Source organism: Streptomyces sp. NPDC059248, assembly GCF_042753905.1.
Lineage (GTDB): Bacteria > Actinomycetota > Actinomycetes > Streptomycetales > Streptomycetaceae > Streptomyces.
Window position 1 is genome coordinate 17,736 of record NZ_JBHYZV010000077.1, and the last position, 15,335, is coordinate 33,070.

The following is a 15,335-nucleotide window of genomic DNA, read 5'->3' on the forward strand; positions in this document are numbered from 1 at the left end:
TGCCTTCACGTAGCGATTCTGCAGAACTCCGCCGGTAATGCATCAGCGCAGGTCAGAGGATGTCTCCTGGACCTCCTAGACCAACCCCGAGCGTCGACGACTCCACCATCTCCGGTGACCGGGCCGTGTACGTGACGATGCTGTCGTACGAGGGATCGATCACACTGCCCAGCGCCGCCATCAGTGCCCTGTACTGCGCTGCGGACAGTTCGCCCTGGAAGACGCTCCGCTGCGTCCAGTGCAGGTACTTCCGACAGGTCTTCAGCACCTTCGGGTTACGTTCCACAGCCGTGTCGTACACCAAGATCACGAACACGAACCCTCACCACCACGGCCGGAACGGCTTATAGGGCGTGCCTTCGAGGCAGAATCGAACGACCTTCAACGCCTCCAAATGCATCAGCTCCTCGTAGCTCACCTGGCGTTTGAGGCCCCGGTGGTGGACCGTCGTCGCGAGCTCTTCCCGAACCAGGGCGGCGATCTTCTTGCGGCCGTCCTTGCTGAGTGAGGCACGGCTGACATCCGTCTCGAAGTCGCTTTCCTTCAGGTGCTTCTGGCTGGCCGCGCGCCTCAGCAGGCGTTCCGCGAACAGCGGCTTGAAGGGCTCGGCCAAGTCCAGCGCAAGGGTATTCCTCCGGCGGTCGGTGTCCGCGTGGAGGAAGCCGATGGCCGGGTGCAGCGGAGTGCTGCGCAACGCGGTCAGCACTCGTACGTACACCAGGGCGTTGAGGTAGCTGACGAAGGCATTGCCCGCGTTGGTCGGTGGGCGCCGCGTGCGGCCGTTCATCCGGAGCCACGGTGGCAGTCGGCTGTCGAGCACAGCCCAAGCGGTCCGTCGGAAGTTGCCTTCCTGGCCCATGATCGCGTCATTCGACCGACAGTCGGGCAGCGCGCCCCTCAACGCCTCCAGCGCCGAGTCGAGCAGATCGGTATCGAGCGCCCAGCGCAGGTTTTCCGCGGTGGTGAGTACGAGGGAGCGGGCAATGGCGAGTCGCTGCTCCTCGTCCGCCGTGATCTCCACCTGGCGCCGTACGACCGTCGCGGACGACATCGACTCGGCAGGGCTGAAATGCCCCGCATGGTTTCCGTAGTGGTCGAGGATATGCACGGTGACACCGTTACGGCTGAGCAGCGACAGCGCTGACGTGTTGACATCGACATGGTCGAAGACGACCAGATCGCGGATATCGGTGATGGGGATACGGACCGGACTGCCGTCCGGGCGCTCGACACGGACGCTGTTGTCCTCGCGGCGGATCCGGCAGGGTTCGGTCAGCCAGTAGGTACGGCCGACGGCGGGCATCAGTCTCCCCAGCAGTAGTCGAGGTAGGAGCATCCACGGCATTTGCCGCGGAGCAGACGGCCGGGAGCCGTGGACGCGGCGATGACGGCCTGGGCCTCCGCCTCCGTATCCTCGGCTTCGGCGCGGGCGTCGTCGTTCCAGACGACATCCGTAGTACGGCGGATCAGGGGGTAGTGGACGACGCCGCCCCGCACATTGACGCCCCGACGCGACAGGAGCAGGCAGTAGTGCCTGACCTGGGCGGTGTGCCCGGGTGCCGGGGCGCGGGAGGACTTCGTCTCGTGGACGACGGCTCCGGTCGTCACCCAGTCGATCTTCGCCTCGCCTAGGTCGACGTCCCGGCGCCGGGTGAAGGTGGTGTCATCCACCACCTCGCCGAAGGCGACCAGATCGCTCCGCTGCTCGGGGCGGTAGCCCCGGGCGTACAACCAGAGCTGTCGAGGACAGTGGACGAGGTACTTGATATGGACGCCACCGACGGCGGTCTCGTCGTCGGCCGGCAGCTCGGGATCGGGACTCACAGGATGGTCTCCTGGCTTGCCGGAGGGCGCAGGCCACAGACGTTGTCGTACACGCCGTCACTGATGTGGACCTTCAGATACGGGTCGTAGGTGCAGGCGAAGGCTTTCAATTGCCCGAGGCGCAGAGGGATCAACAGTTGGGAGGCAAGGAGAGGATCGCCCTTCTTCCCCCTGGTCAGCGCCTGGTACTCGGCCCAGTCCTCGTGATGAAGCACCTCCACGCTGTCGAAGACCTTGGTCAGTGCGTGCGCGAACTCGCTCCGGTCGTGGAACGGGTCCGTGAAGGTCAGGAAACTCGCGGTGAACTCGTCCCGATTCCGCCGGGCCTCCTTCGCCCACTCCTCTCCCCATGCGGTGTCGTACGCCCGCCGAAGTAGTTCGTCGATGTCCTGCTCACTCAGCGTTGTCGCCCCGACGGCGACGAGACCGGTGAGCGCGCTCCACGATGCGTCCATAGCGCCCGCGGGATACGGCTTGTGCGTCTCAGCCGGATGGACACGGAACTCCACCGGTCCCTCGGGATGCAAACCGCGCCGGTTGACCCGGCCCGCGCGCTGCGCGACCGCTTCCACCGGCGCGCACTCCACGGCCCCGCGGTCGAAGTCGAGCTGAAGGGACACCTCCACCACCTGGGTGGCGACCACCAGACCGCCGCGACGCGCGGGGTCCCCGTCGCGACGTTCGGGATGCCGCCGCAGCAGGGCCTTCTCGATGGCGTCCCGGTCACCGTTCTTGAAGCGCGAGTGGAGCAGAAGGGCCGCGCTTGGGCCGCCGGGCCGTGCCTCCCGCGCGTCGTCGGCGAGCTGCTCGAACAGATCCTGAGCACGGGCGACCGTGTTGGCGACGACGAGGACGCTGTGCCCCTCCCGCAACTGCCCCCGCAGCCGTTCGACGCTCTCCGGAGCGTCCACCGGACGTTCGTCCAGCACGAGGTGGTGCCGTACGGGACTCGTACCCGCCGGTGCGCGATGAACCGTGACCCGCTGCTCGACACTCTCCTCGATGATCTGGACCATCGTGTCGGCGAGCGTCGCCGACAGCACGGCGAACCGGCTGCCGAGCCGCTCCCACAGCCGCATCGCAGCGCAGAGCCGCCCGAAGGTATCTGGCTCGTACGCGTGCAGCTCGTCCAGAACGAAGAGGGCGTTCGCCTGTTCGAGCAGTACGGAGGAGTACGTCGGCCCGGCGACGGCCCCGCTGAGGAGCTGGTGCGGGGTAGCGACACGTAGCCGATGGGCGAACAGCCGCATCGCGTTCGCCTGCGCCCGTGCCTTCCGCGCCTGGTCCGAGGTCGGTTCGGTCTGCGGGTCTCCGGCGGCACAGTCGTCCTCCAGGGCCTCGGTGAGGAGCGTCTGGGCAACGGTGCCGTGCAGCAGTCCGATATCCGCTTTGCGCTCGCCCGGCGCCGGGATCAGGCTGTCGGCGAAGCGGCGGCGGATCGCGTTCAACGACGCCTTGTACGGCAACGTCCACACCACACGCGGGAGACCGGACATCGTGGCCATCTGCCCCGCCGCCCACGCGAGCCCGGCCTCGGTCTTGCCGCTCCCGGTGGGCGCGACCAGCACCAGATGGCCCGAGGATTCGGCGGCCCGCCGCTGGTGGGCGTGGGGTGCGTACGGCAGACGCGCCAGATAGTCGACGGCCAGCGGCATATGGGTCTGGAGGGCGACATGCGCGGAACCGGACCGGTCGGCCAGGGTGAGCGCGCCCTGGGCGAGGACCGCCAGCAGCCCTTGGTGGGGTTTGACGGGCTCCCGCCACGCCTTGAGCAGTTCCTCCAGCATGTCCCGGGCGCGATGTGCGAGCGGCGGGTCTCCGGGGGAGGTCGTGGGTGGATCCGCCGCCAGATAGCCGCAGAGCCACGCCAACCACTCCCTGTGGAGGAAGCGCGGCACCTGTGACACCGTTTCGCCCGTCCCGAGGTCGACACCGGTGCCGAACGCCTCGTTCCAGTCCGTCTCCTTGTTGTACTGGCGGCTCAGGGCCGGTTTGCCGCCGTGGCCGCCACCATCACCGCTGAGCAGGGCGCGATGATGAGTGGCCACCAGCGTCGCCACCATCAGGCGATCCTCACCGGTCCACCCGGTTGCCTCGGCGAGCAGATCGACGTAGGCGAGGGACAGCACCTCATGTCGCTCGCCCCAGGGGATGCCCCCGATGTCCACCTGGCGCTGGAAGCCCTCGGCGATCTTCCCGGCGTCATGGAGGAGCGCGGCCCGCCGGACACGGCACCAGAACGCCGGCGCGTCGGCGATAACACCCGCGTTCCCCACCCGGTCCTCGATGGGGCCGACCGCGGCATGGACCGTACGGGAGTGGGTGGTGAGCCGCTCCCGGTCGTGGGCCGGGGTGGACTTCGCCCGCAAATCGTCGAGGGAGGCCCGGCGGGGCGGAGGGCTTGTCACGGCTCCAGGAGCCACAGCGCCTGTCCCTTCTTCCGGTAGTCGGTGTCCTCGTAGGCGCCGCGGACCGGATATCGGCCCGCGGGCGCGTCGCACCAGAGGTAGTCGGTCCAGCGGCTGGTCATACGGTCCGTCGAGATGGATGCTGCCATCCGGTGAACCGTCGCGTACGGCACGTCGTGCCCGGTGGTCGGCGCCAGCGCCGACCCCACGACTGCCTCCGTGGCGGGCACGAGTGCGACCTCCACGCGCTCTTCGAGATGGACAAGGTCCTGCGAGCGGCCGAGGCGAAGACCCCACACGGGACGCCGGAACGCCTGGGAGACACGGTCACCCTCCGGCCCCGGCAGCCACACCGTGAGATGGACATCGGCACGGAAGGGGCGCATCCGCAGGGTCATCCCGCCCTTGCCCGCGCGCACCCGCCCCGCCACCGCGGGATTGGCGCCGCCCGCGTCGATCGGGTGGTACGTCTCGGCATCCACCCCTTCGCCCTCCGACCAGGCGGCCATGCCGAACACGAGGGACTCGTACGGCTCCCCGGTGGCCGCGGCCAGCAGGCCCCGCACCGTGGAGGGCGGCGGCACCGGGAGCCCACGGGTGAGCCCGGGGAAGAACGGATCCCGGAAGGACGCCACGGGCGCGTAGAACGTCAGCCTCCACGCCGGAAGCGGTTCGGCGTACGACACCCCGGTCACTCAGCCGCGTCGTCGAACCAGGCGTCCCATGCGCCTTCGCGCATCTCGGACGCCAGACCGAGCAGGATCGTACGAGGATGGTCCACGACGACGGTGCCGTCGGCGATCTCCTGCGCGCACACCTTCTCGAAGTCCTCCCGCAGGTCGTCACGGAACCCAGGGCGCCACCCCACCCGGACGGGCGACACCCACTCCCCGTTCCACGCGGACAGCTCCTTGCGCAGTACATCGCCCCGTACCACCAGACCGTCCTCATCGCCGGTGATCACATGTGCGAGTGGATTCACACCCCCTTTGAACGGCACCATGACGATCAGGGAAGGGACCCGGTCCCCGTAATGAAGTGCCTGCTTGGCGCCTCCGCTGAGATGGGCGATCGCCTCCAGCAGCAGCGCGGCCCGGTGTCGGCGCTCCTCGACCGGAAGCCGTACGGCACCCTGCCCGCGGAACATCTCGGTGCCGGCGCCCAGCGCCGCGGCCTGGGCGACCTGGAGGGCCTGCTCCTGGGTCAGATAGTTCGGCCGCCCCACACCGTCGGAGTTCGGCAGGGTGAAGGTGCCGATCCTCGGCAGGTCGAGCAGGAACGGGGCGGCGAGGTCTGCGGTGTAGAACTCGTGTCCGTGCAGAACGGGCTCGCTCACCCCGCGCGACATCACCCCGAAATCCTCCGTCGGGTGGACCGGCGCCACCGACATCAGCGTGCCGAGCATGAACGGGCTGTCGCGGAGCGTCGTGGCGGCATCGTCCTTTTTCGCACCCGCCCGCATATACCCGAACAGATCGTCATCGGCGTACGTGATCGGGTCCGCGTCGGTATTCGCCTTCTGGGCCCGGTTCTGTGCCTTGCCCACCCGGGTCACGGGCGATGCGGGCGCTCCGCGCTCAGCCATCCCGTCCCGGATCCAACGGCGCACGGCCTGGGCCGAGACATAGGGGTGGCGACGGCCGCGGACGGTCGCGTACTTCACCCGAGCCGTGGTGTCCTCGCCCTTACCGTTGTTCGGAGCACCGGCTTCCACGGAAACCAGCATCCTGCCCGCCAGGTAAGCCATTACGCCCCTCCGAAGTAGTACTCGTCGTCCGCCGCCAACACGGGCTGCTCCAGCAACGCCTCGACCCGCTTCCGCTCCTGCGGATCCTCGGGCGGTTCGGCGACTTCGATGCCGCGCTCACCGAGAATGCGTAGCACCTCGGCCCCCAGCAACATGCGGTGCTCCCAGGCACGGGACCGCTTCCCGATCAACGGCTGCCAGGCCGCCGGGTCGACCTCGACTTTCCGTCCGTCCAGTTTCAGTCGGTATCCGGCCTGGTAGAGGAGTTGCCCGAGGCGGTAGCCGCTCAGCCCGGCGTTCCGGTACTCCGCCAGCCGGCCGCGCGGACTGCCGCTGCCGTGCTCGATCCAATCGGCGATCAGCGTCGCCACGCCTTTCAGGTCCGGCTCCATGCCGTGGACCTCCTTCTCGTAACGGAAAGCGAGCCGGGTGAGGGCCGTACGATCCCCGCCGGTCCACCGATCGGTGTCCCACAGCAACCGGTGAACCTGCGACACGAGGGAGCGGCTGCGCCCGTCCTCGGCCTCGAAGACCAGACGCGCGGCTTCTCCAGCCCCGTCGACGGATACCCGTCCCTCGCGATCCCGTTGGGTGAGTGCCAGTTCCAGGAGTCGCCATCCCCGGCGCAGAACCTTGTTGCCGTCCACCGTGGCGAGGAAGCGCGGTACTGCCCGACGCGTCCGGGTCACCCGTAGCCACGGCTCCTGGTTGTCGTTCTTGAAGCTCCACAACGTGGTGGCCGACAGGCCGCCGTCGACTGCGAGCAGCGCCCGCAGAGCGACCAGTTCGGGTCGGGCGCCCGCGCCCAGACCGGCGAAGCCGATATGCGCGATACGGCGGGCCCGCCCCACGTTCCGCACCGTGAACTCGTATTCGGTCGCCTGGGTTTCGCACGAAAGGACCGTCGCCGACCCCGCCGTCACCCACGCCCCGTACGGGAGGGCCCACATCGCGATCCGGCACCCCCGGCACACGGGCCAGCCGCGTATCCCCGGTGGCAAGGAGTTCAACGCCTTATTGGTGTCGAAAAGAGGCAGCATCGACTTAGCCCATAGAACCGATGCCAGAGTGCCGCAGAAGGTGCAGGGGGTCGAGATCTGGGCGCTGTCGTCCGGCGCGAACATCGGCTCCAGGGCCTCCGTGAGGAGAGCCTTGTCGCGAGACCGGCCTGCATGGGTCGGCTTGGAGTTCGGGTAGAGGGCGAACAGAACCTTCCACCAGTCGTACGCCGCCTCAGTCTTCGCCGCGACTGCGGAGCGCACGGCATCGGTCAGCACGGACCGGGCGACGCCGTCGAGGTCCTCCGATGTCACCTGGTCGGGGCACTTCTTCCCGGCGATGACGGTCACGGCCCATGCCCCGGCGCGCTGCAACGGATGGCCGGTCGCAGTCAGCACACCGGTGCTCACCGGATCCATCCGAATCCCTGCACCGTGTCGAGGCCGAGCCCCCATGAGCGGATGGCGTCCACGAACCGAGGATCGGCCTCCATCGACACCCGCACCTGAGCCCCGGTCCGGGGTGCTCCCCGCACCGTGAAGCGCCTGCGCGGCCCGGCCTCCAGGACTCGCAGCCTATGGGGAGCGGGGAGCCCTAGCACGTCGGCCTTGTGGGTGAGGTTGTGCTCCAGGCGCTCGACGTAGTGCGCGTCGTCGGGCAGCAACTCGCGCCCTTCGCGACGCAGGACGACCGGGGTCGCCGTCTCCAGCTCGACGAGCCCCGCGGTAGGTCCTGGCGCACTGACCTCGACGGTGAAGCCCTGGACCCGGAGGTGGGCGGCCCCCCAGACGATCTCGGCCCGCCGGGCCAGCGCCGACACCAACGCGGCAGCAATCTCCGGCACCGGCGACCCGAACCACACCGACCCCTGAGGCGATGTGGTGTAGACCCCCCTCTTCCGAGGAGCTCCTTTGAACTGCGGACTGGTCACCCCGACCGGCTTGAGCGGATGACCGCCCCATCCTTCGTCGTGCAACGAGCGGGCGAGGGCTGGATCGTGCTCTTCCAACAGTCCGTAGACAACGCCACGTGCGGGCCGGTGCACGTCGTCCCATTTCAACCAGGGGGTGTCTGTTAAGACGTCGACTCTCATGCGCATGCGAACCTGCTCGGAGATCTATACAGGGGATCGTTATCTGTCATGATTTGCAGGGTATATAGGAAAAACTGACTGATGGTGACTCTCCTGAGAATCTCACCTGAACGATTCTTGTGTGCTACGAGGCTTCGCCCGCTTGGTGATTGCCGTGAAGCGGGGAAGTCGCATGCGGTTGCTTGGGGCGGTCAGCAGTGTGCGGTGCGGGAGGGGTTCAAGGCAAAGCGGTGTGACCTGGCGGCCTGCGCTACCGACGGGTTGCCGTGTCCTGTGCCACGGCACTCCTTGGGGTGTGTGGCCAGGAGGGGCAGTGAAGCTCGTCTCCGGACGCGTCGCGCTTTGCACTTGGCGAACGGTCGCAACGCGACTGCGTGTATGCCTGGCTTCAGACTGCGGGCTAGCATGTTCGCGCCTGGTTACTTCGGTGACAAGGTGCTGTTGCTGCCCTGAGAGGGATCGCAACAGTGTTGTTGCTCTTCATTCTTCGTCATCACCCCTATTGGGATGAGGGGAGTCGGCAGCCCGATTGGGTGCCGACTTCCCTGTGGGGCGTGATAGCGCCGAATGGGTTGCCTGATTGTGTCGCGGCCTCATCGTGGGCGCCAGACGTGAAGAATGAAGGGGAACTACACTCGACAGCGACTGGAGAAAGCGCCATGATTCGAGCACCAGGCCAAGAATGCGGTGATACAAACCACCGGTGGTCAGTCTTCGTCGCATGTTTTGGCATGTACGTGCATAGCCGTGCGGCTGCGGGAACCTCTAGGGTCAATGCGGAACTTCTGGCTCTGAGTGCTGCGGTCACTATCGCCTGGGCTATGACGCGCGGTGACTCTTGCCATGGATGTGGCCTCGGACTCGGAGCCATCGGTTCCCGTATCCCTCAGCAGCGCAACCCAGGTTCGAACTCGTAACGGCGGCACGAGTGGGAGTAACTCAAGCCACTCGTGCAGGGTGCTTGCTCCCCCTTCATTTATTGTTGAAGGATCGAATTTCGGGTGGCCTGTCGCCTCCGTGCTGAACCCTCCTGGGTTGATGACGACCAACAGCCCCCAGCTCGACACCCTCCTCGCAATCGAGTTGGGGACCCTCCTGGGTTGATGACGGCGACAGTCCCGACCTGACCGTGCCCGTCGGTATGTTGTTGCGAACCCTCCTGGGTTGATGACGACACGGTTCTGGTGGCACCCGGAGGACCCGGCCAACCGTTGCGAACCCTCCTGGGTTGATGACGACCCGCCGGGCGCTTCTTCCGCGACGGGGATGGCGAGGTTGCGAACCCTCCTGGGTTGATGACGACCCGGCGACGGAGCCGCGGTCGGCGTCGGGCCGGACGGGTTGCGAACCCTCCTGGGTTGATGACGACCCCGAGGGTAAAGTCGCAGGTCAATGGCCCTCTTTGAGCCTCTGAAACTGGGCATTCTGCAGTGGTCGGATGGTCATGCAAATGCGCAGGTCAGGCTTGGTGCGACTGGGCCACCGGGATCTGGTCACGCGGCTGGCTCAAGCATGCCATGTGGACCCTCCTCAGCGGAGAGAGTCGGCTCCTTGGACCAGTTGTGACTGGCCCTACTTCCTATCTGTCGATCAGTCTGCCCTCTCGGGGTCCGCCGGCCGGATCAAGGCGGCGACGTTCAGCGAATGCCCACGAAGACGCCGCAGCAGCAGCGAAGGCAGCAGGGCCCTCCCGGAGACGGGTCAGAACCCCGAGGAGCAGGAAGTGGGAGACGGCCAGGATCGAGCCGTGGTGTTGTGCCGTGTGGTGGAGGAACGTCGCGCAGTGATGGGCGCGGGTGTGGAAGTCCGTGAGGCTTTCGCCGTCTTCGCAGCGTGAGGAGGGGGTGGTCAGGCGGTGGGTGCGCCAGGTGCGGTAGGCCGGGGGATATGTCTCGGGGGTACGGCCGAGGACGATGCTCGGGGCGCGCCATTCCGCGAGGAGGCCGGAGGTGGCGATGATCGGCAGGCCCGTGAGGTGCGAGATCAGGGTGGCGGTCTGGTGGGCGCGGGGGATCGGGCTGGCGACGATGGCGGTGATGTCGTCGGGGAGGGGCAGGGCGCGACGCACCTGCTGGCGGCCTTCCGCGGTGAGGGCGGCGCCGTGTGGGGCGTGGAGGCCGGGGCGGTGGCCCGCATAGGTGCCGTGGCGTATCAGCCAGATGTCAGCCAAGGATCCAGCCCCCGTCGACGCGCAGGGTCTGGCCGGTGATGAACCCGGCGTCGTCGGTGGCGAGGAAGGCGACAGCGGCGGCGACGTCGTCGGGACGCCCCCGCCGCTGGACGCACTGGCGGGCGAGCTGTCGGGCGGTCATGGCCTCCGGGTCCTGGACGACGGTGTCCTCGGCCGGGACGCGGATCGAACCGGGGGCGACACAGTTCGCGGTGATACCGACGGGGCCGAATTCACGGGCGAGGGCGCGGGTGAGCCCTTCGAGGCCGGCCTTGGCGCTGATGTAGCCGACGAGGTCATGTCGGCCTGCGGTGGCGAGGACGGAGCCGATGGTGATGATCCGGCCCCAGCCACCGGCGGCCATGGTGGGCGTCAGCTCGTGGGTGAGGAGATAGTGACTGGTCAGGTTGGTGGCGAGTGCCTGGTCCCAGTGGTTGGGGGTGGTTTCTGCCCATGGCCGGCGCGGGTAGGCACCCGCGTTGCTGACGAGGATGTCGATCGGGCCGAGTAGATCGGCGGCCCGGGTGCAGAGCACACGTACGGCGTCGGCGTCGCGAAGGTCGGCGGGCAGCGGGACGGCGCTACCGCCGCTGCCGGTGATCCGGGTGGTGAGTTCCGCCGCGGCCCGGTCGTCGTCGAAGTGGGCGACGGCGACCGCGGCGCCGTCGTTGGCGAGGCGGTCGGCGAGGGCCGCGCCGATGCCCCCGGTGGCTCCGGTGACCAAGGCGGTGCGGCCGTTCAAGGGGCCGGACACGGTGCCTCCATCGGGATGAAGTAGGTGGTGGGGTCGAAGGCGCCACTCATCGCCTCCGCGAGCCGGACGACGAGCACGAGTCGGTCCTCGGGGGCCAGCTCGGCCAGGTTGTAGACGCCGAGGATCCGCATTGCCAGATAGGGGCGGAGCAGGCTCGCGAGATCCGCCCTGGGACAGAGACGGTCGACGACCGGCCGTACGAGTCCGGTCCAGTACATGGCCACGGCGGTTCGGCGGGGCGGCGAGAGACGCGAGACGTAATCGATATGGATGGTGCTGGTGGTGCGGTCGACGTCCGCGCGTCGGATCTGCGGGGTGTTGACCGGGACGTGGGCGAACGTTGCGGGGTGATCGGCGAAGGCCGTCGGGTTGTACATCGGTACGAGCCAGCCGCCGAGGACGGAGGCGTACCAGAGGAAGTTGGCGAACTCACCGAAGACGCTGTTCATCCCCGCCGTGTCGTAGTCGAACCAGGCCAGGGGATCGGCGAGGTTGACGTCGGTCGGGTCGCCCTGGGTGAGGGCCGCCCAGACGGGCCGACCCGTGGAGAAGTGGGCGCGTAATCCGCAAAGGGCCGCGTCCCAGTCGAGGCGGTGGCGGCGGCCATTGATGATCAAGGTGTGGGCGCCGAGACGGGAGATCGGGATGTCGACCAGTCCGTCGGCGACGAGGAAGTCCCGTCCGGCGTAGTACGTGTCCAGCCGACCGCCCGGAGCGGCTCGTTCCCCGTACAGCTTCTGGACGATCCGGGCCGGATCCGTCCGCGCCGCGGTCGCCAGCACGACCCCGCGGTAGGCGGCCGTGAGCTGCTCCATATAGGCGCGCAGATCACCGCCCGTCACGTCCCCATTGAGGAGGTCGAGCAGAAGCCCACGGTCTCTGCCGCCGGGAAGCCGTTCGTACGCGAGGAGATGTCCACCCGGCACACGCAGATGGGCGTGAAGGGCGGGGACCCGGTAGTGCCCGGCGAGGCGGGCGTGGCCGCGGATCTCCTCGCGGGCCTCGTCCCGGCCTCGCGTGTACTTCAGGAGCAGGGGACGGCCGAGGATGTCGACGGGAAGGATCCGGTTGCGGGTGAAGTGCCGTACCGGGCCGATGCGCAGAAGCGGCCGGGCGGTCACTGCCGTACCCCGTTCAGCAGGTCGAGGCACACCTGGGCCAGGGCAGCCGGCGGGAAGGCGTCCATATGGAAGTCTCCGTCCGGGGCGAAGGCGTCGCGGACCGGGCAGAGGTCACCCTGGTGCATTCGGTCGGACAGTTCGGTGGCGACGGCGTGGTGGTGGGGCAGCCCGGTGCGCCATTTGCCGTGGCCGTGGCGCGCGTACAGCCCCACGACCGGTGGCCCGCCGCCGCTCCCGCCGTCGGCCATCGCGGCGAGGTGCGTGAGGCCCGTGTCGTTTCCGACGACCAAGTGGCAGTACGGGAACAGGTCCACGAGCTGGTCGGCGGGGACACCGTCGAGGTGGAGGGCTTGCACATGGCGCCTCGGTGCCTCCGGGGAGACGTGGACCCCCTCGGCCGGGTCGCCGCCGATGAGGAGCAGCCGTACCTGGGACTGGTGGCGCTCGGCGATGTGCTCGGCGAGGGCGACGTAACGCCGGGCCGTGTAGTCCTTGCGCTCCGGCCAGCTGGTCGCGGTGATGGCGGCCATCGTGAGACCGGTCAGCCAGCCCGCCGATCGCAGGTCTTCGACGAGCTGGGTGGACGCTGTCGTGAGGACGGGCGTGAAAGGTGCGGTGCCGGGCAGCCGGACGCCGAGCCGCCGTTCCAGTACCAGGTAGTGGCGTGCGGGCAGATCCGGGTGGGCGCGGCCGTCACTCGACCAGCAGGGTGGGGCGGCAGGGTCGCACACCACGTTCACCGCGGCGTCCGCGCCATGCTGTTCGACCCCGGCACGGTCGCCGATCACGGCACGACGCCCGCAGGGCGTGGTGACCGTGGGGCATGTGATGAGTCCGGTACGGGTGATCAGCCCGGTGTACGGGCCCACCGCCCGGATGACCACACGCACCGAACGCAGCCGCAGCCACTCGACCAGCGCGCGGACTGCCGAGAGGGCGAGCAGAGTGTCCCCGAGCTTTCCTTCGAAGGCCACCAGGATCTCGCCGCAGCCGCTCAGCCGGTGGACGAGCTCCGCCGACGCCGGAACGGGGAGCGGTACGCCGACGGGTAAGTCGGCGCGGTCGTACCCGAGGGGAGTGGTGTGGACGGCCCCGGCGGGTACGGCCCGCGAACCGGGCCGGAACCGGATGGCCGCCGAGGCGATCGAGGTCATTCCGGGCCTTCGACCGTGGTGAGGGAGACCAGCGGCAGACCGAGACCGGTGAGTAGGTCACGGGCCCCGCGCGTGGTGTCCTCGACCAGGCAGGCCGCCACCAGGGGGACGGCGCCGGCCTCGCGGAGACGGCGGGTGAGGTCGGCGAGGGTTCGGCCGGTGGTGACCTCGTCGTCCACCAGCACGATGCGCTGCCCCGGGGCGATGCCGTACGCGAAGACGTCGGTGCGCATCGCGTGCGGTTCACGGAAGCGGACCACGCCGTCCAGCGGGAGATGCAGTTTCCAGGCGATCTTGTACGGCAGCCGGGCGGCACCGGCGACGGAGACGGTCGGCAGGATGCCTCCGGCGTCCAGGCCGAGGAGGAAGTCAACGGACAGCGGTCCGTCCGTCGCCTGTTCCTGTACGCGTCGCCACAGGCGGGTCCCGGTCGCGGCCAGGGCGTCGGGGTGGACCGGGGCCTCCAGGCCGTCCAGGGAGTGGATGACGCGTTCGCGCCTGCTCGTGGCGCCGACGCCCAGACGTTCGACGATCCGGGCCGAGAAAGGCGGCACGGTGATGGTTTCGGGCATGGCGAAGCTCCTGTCGAAAAGGAGGGATAGAGGAGAAGGGGAAGTGCTCAGGCGGCGAGTTGGCTGGCGTACCAGGCGAGGAGCTGGTCGACGGCCGCGACCACCGGGTCGAGGACCGTCCCGACGTTCCCGTCGCGCCAGGCGGCCGCGACCTCGGCCGAAGAGGGCACGGCGAAGCCGGTGAGACCCGGCAGACGAGATGCCGCGCCGAGGATGATGTCGGGTCCCGCGTCCCAGCGACCGTGTTCCCGCAGGACCAGACGGCAGGCCAGGACGAGGTGCTTGTAGAGCTGCCGCAAGGTGTCCGGACCGGCGTCGATACGCAGTCGGCGCAGGGTGATGACGACTTGAGGGAGCTCGCGGAAGGCGGCCAGGGCCAGCTCGTCGCGGGTGATCGTCGGCAGCTCGATGCCCGGGGCGGCGTACAGGACGGGCCGTCCCCGCTGAAGCTGATACAGGGCGAAGTCCAGCCGCGGGGTGAGGCGCTCGGCGGTCAGTTCGCCGGGCGTCACCAGGGTGGGGCCGAGGGCGACCGCGCCGTTCAGGGCGGCCCGATAGCGTGTCAGGGCCTCGTGGATCCCACCGAACGCCTTGTGCTCGGCGACCACGAGGAGGTCCAGGTCCGACCAACCGCTGGTCCAGGTGCCCTCGCCGGGGCTTCCGGTCAGCGCCGCGAGCCGTACGGCGGGGCCGTGCGCCCGTATCGCGTCGGTGAAGTCGGCGGTCGCCGACGCGATCGGGGCCGGCAGGCCCAGCCCATACGGAGTGGCGACCCGCAGCTCGGCGGTACCGGGCGGGACGGCGATACGACGAAGCCGGGCGCGCAGGGCGATGACGCTGCCCGAGTTGTCGATCACGTCGTCGGCGACCGCGGCCACCTGGTGGGCTCCGCGACTCATCTTGATCTCGTCCTTCGCGGCGACGGCGTGCGCCGATGCCCCGCCCCTCTCGACGCGTACGGCGAAGGACGCGTCGAGGTAGACGATCCGCAGCCGGTCGCCCATCAAACGCTTGAGTTCGGTGATCGAGGCGTCGTCATGGACCGATTCGACGGTGAACAACCGGGTGTCGACATGGGCGTCCGCGAAGCGGTTCAGCTCGGCGAGCAGCAGCTCGGCCTGGCGCCGGGCCGAGAGCGCGTATGGATCCGCGAGCCCTTCCCGGTGCGCCGCCTGCCGCAGCAGAAAGCCGATCTTGAGGCGCTGGGCTCCGCAGACGCGCCGTACGAACTCGGCACTGGTGCTCTTGCCGCATTCGCTCAACCCGCCGAAGGCGACGACCCTGCGCAGATGACGGCTCGGCGTGATCTCCGCCGGGTCGGCGTCGTCCCGCCCGTACAGCTTGTACCGTGCCGCCGCGGGCAGCCGTCGACGCCCGGCGGCCACATCGGCGACTAGCTGTATTGACCACGAGCGTTGTTGACGCTGGTTGGGTCTTGATCATGACGAAGACCTCCGGTGTGGTGAAGGTGTCTAAGCTGCACCGCACACGGA

Annotated in this window: 14 protein-coding genes and 1 CRISPR repeat array; all 14 genes read right to left on the reverse strand. The window is 68.7% G+C overall.

Features of this window, described 5'->3' with window-relative positions; all coding sequences use genetic code 11:
• Nucleotides 1–52 precede the first annotated feature (52 nt).
• Nucleotides 53–316, reverse strand: coding sequence for a CRISPR-associated endonuclease Cas2 (gene cas2 / locus ACFXG1_RS26905; protein WP_384710592.1), 264 nt, complete (start codon nucleotides 314–316; stop codon nucleotides 53–55).
• 6 nt (nucleotides 317–322) lie between these two features.
• On the reverse strand, nucleotides 323–1,303 hold the full coding sequence (cas1b, locus tag ACFXG1_RS26910; RefSeq protein WP_384710595.1) for a type I-B CRISPR-associated endonuclease Cas1b: 981 nt from the start codon (nucleotides 1,301–1,303) through the stop codon (nucleotides 323–325).
• Nucleotides 1,303–1,824 (reverse strand): CRISPR-associated protein Cas4, encoded by a 522-nt coding sequence (locus ACFXG1_RS26915; RefSeq protein WP_384710598.1) that lies wholly within the window; start codon nucleotides 1,822–1,824, stop codon nucleotides 1,303–1,305. Before ACFXG1_RS26915 ends, cas1b begins: the two co-directional genes overlap by 1 nt.
• Complete coding sequence (gene cas3 / locus ACFXG1_RS26920) at nucleotides 1,821–4,232, reverse strand: CRISPR-associated helicase Cas3' (RefSeq protein ID WP_384710601.1); 2,412 nt, start codon at nucleotides 4,230–4,232, stop codon at nucleotides 1,821–1,823. The genes ACFXG1_RS26915 and cas3 overlap by 4 nt, the downstream gene beginning before the upstream one ends.
• Nucleotides 4,229–4,918 carry a CRISPR-associated protein Cas5 gene (gene cas5, locus ACFXG1_RS26925; protein WP_384744906.1) on the reverse strand — a complete coding sequence of 230 codons (690 nt, stop codon included), beginning with the start codon at nucleotides 4,916–4,918 and terminating at the stop codon, nucleotides 4,229–4,231. Before cas5 ends, cas3 begins: the two co-directional genes overlap by 4 nt.
• Nucleotides 4,919–4,923: 5 nt before the next feature.
• Nucleotides 4,924–5,979, reverse strand: coding sequence for a type I-B CRISPR-associated protein Cas7/Cst2/DevR (gene cas7i, locus ACFXG1_RS26930; RefSeq protein WP_384744908.1), 1,056 nt, complete (start codon nucleotides 5,977–5,979; stop codon nucleotides 4,924–4,926).
• Nucleotides 5,979–7,397 carry a hypothetical protein gene (locus ACFXG1_RS26935; RefSeq protein ID WP_384714107.1) on the reverse strand — a complete coding sequence of 473 codons (1,419 nt, stop codon included), beginning with the start codon at nucleotides 7,395–7,397 and terminating at the stop codon, nucleotides 5,979–5,981. Before ACFXG1_RS26935 ends, cas7i begins: the two co-directional genes overlap by 1 nt.
• Nucleotides 7,385–8,077, reverse strand: coding sequence for a CRISPR-associated endoribonuclease Cas6 (cas6, locus tag ACFXG1_RS26940; RefSeq protein WP_384714110.1), 693 nt, complete (start codon nucleotides 8,075–8,077; stop codon nucleotides 7,385–7,387). Before cas6 ends, ACFXG1_RS26935 begins: the two co-directional genes overlap by 13 nt.
• Before the next feature lie 1,011 nt (nucleotides 8,078–9,088).
• Nucleotides 9,089–9,440: direct repeats of the CRISPR family, unit length 29 nt; unit sequence GTTGCGAACCCTCCTGGGTTGATGACGAC.
• Between the two features lie 210 nt (nucleotides 9,441–9,650).
• A complete protein-coding gene (locus ACFXG1_RS26945; RefSeq protein ID WP_384714113.1) occupies nucleotides 9,651–10,241 on the reverse strand; it encodes a histidine phosphatase family protein in 591 nt (196 codons plus the stop codon).
• Complete coding sequence (locus ACFXG1_RS26950) at nucleotides 10,234–10,995, reverse strand: SDR family NAD(P)-dependent oxidoreductase (protein WP_384714116.1); 762 nt, start codon at nucleotides 10,993–10,995, stop codon at nucleotides 10,234–10,236. Before ACFXG1_RS26950 ends, ACFXG1_RS26945 begins: the two co-directional genes overlap by 8 nt.
• Nucleotides 10,980–12,116 (reverse strand): hypothetical protein, encoded by a 1,137-nt coding sequence (locus ACFXG1_RS26955; protein ID WP_384714119.1) that lies wholly within the window; start codon nucleotides 12,114–12,116, stop codon nucleotides 10,980–10,982. Before ACFXG1_RS26955 ends, ACFXG1_RS26950 begins: the two co-directional genes overlap by 16 nt.
• Nucleotides 12,113–13,270: a glycosyltransferase family 9 protein gene (locus ACFXG1_RS26960; protein ID WP_384714122.1), complete on the reverse strand. Its 1,158-nt coding sequence runs from the start codon at nucleotides 13,268–13,270 to the stop codon at nucleotides 12,113–12,115. The genes ACFXG1_RS26955 and ACFXG1_RS26960 overlap by 4 nt, the downstream gene beginning before the upstream one ends.
• Nucleotides 13,267–13,842: a phosphoribosyltransferase domain-containing protein gene (locus ACFXG1_RS26965; protein ID WP_384714125.1), complete on the reverse strand. Its 576-nt coding sequence runs from the start codon at nucleotides 13,840–13,842 to the stop codon at nucleotides 13,267–13,269. The genes ACFXG1_RS26960 and ACFXG1_RS26965 overlap by 4 nt, the downstream gene beginning before the upstream one ends.
• Nucleotides 13,843–13,889: 47 nt before the next feature.
• A complete protein-coding gene (locus ACFXG1_RS26970; protein WP_384744911.1) occupies nucleotides 13,890–15,227 on the reverse strand; it encodes a hypothetical protein in 1,338 nt (445 codons plus the stop codon).
• Between the last annotated feature and the right edge of the window lie 108 nt (nucleotides 15,228–15,335).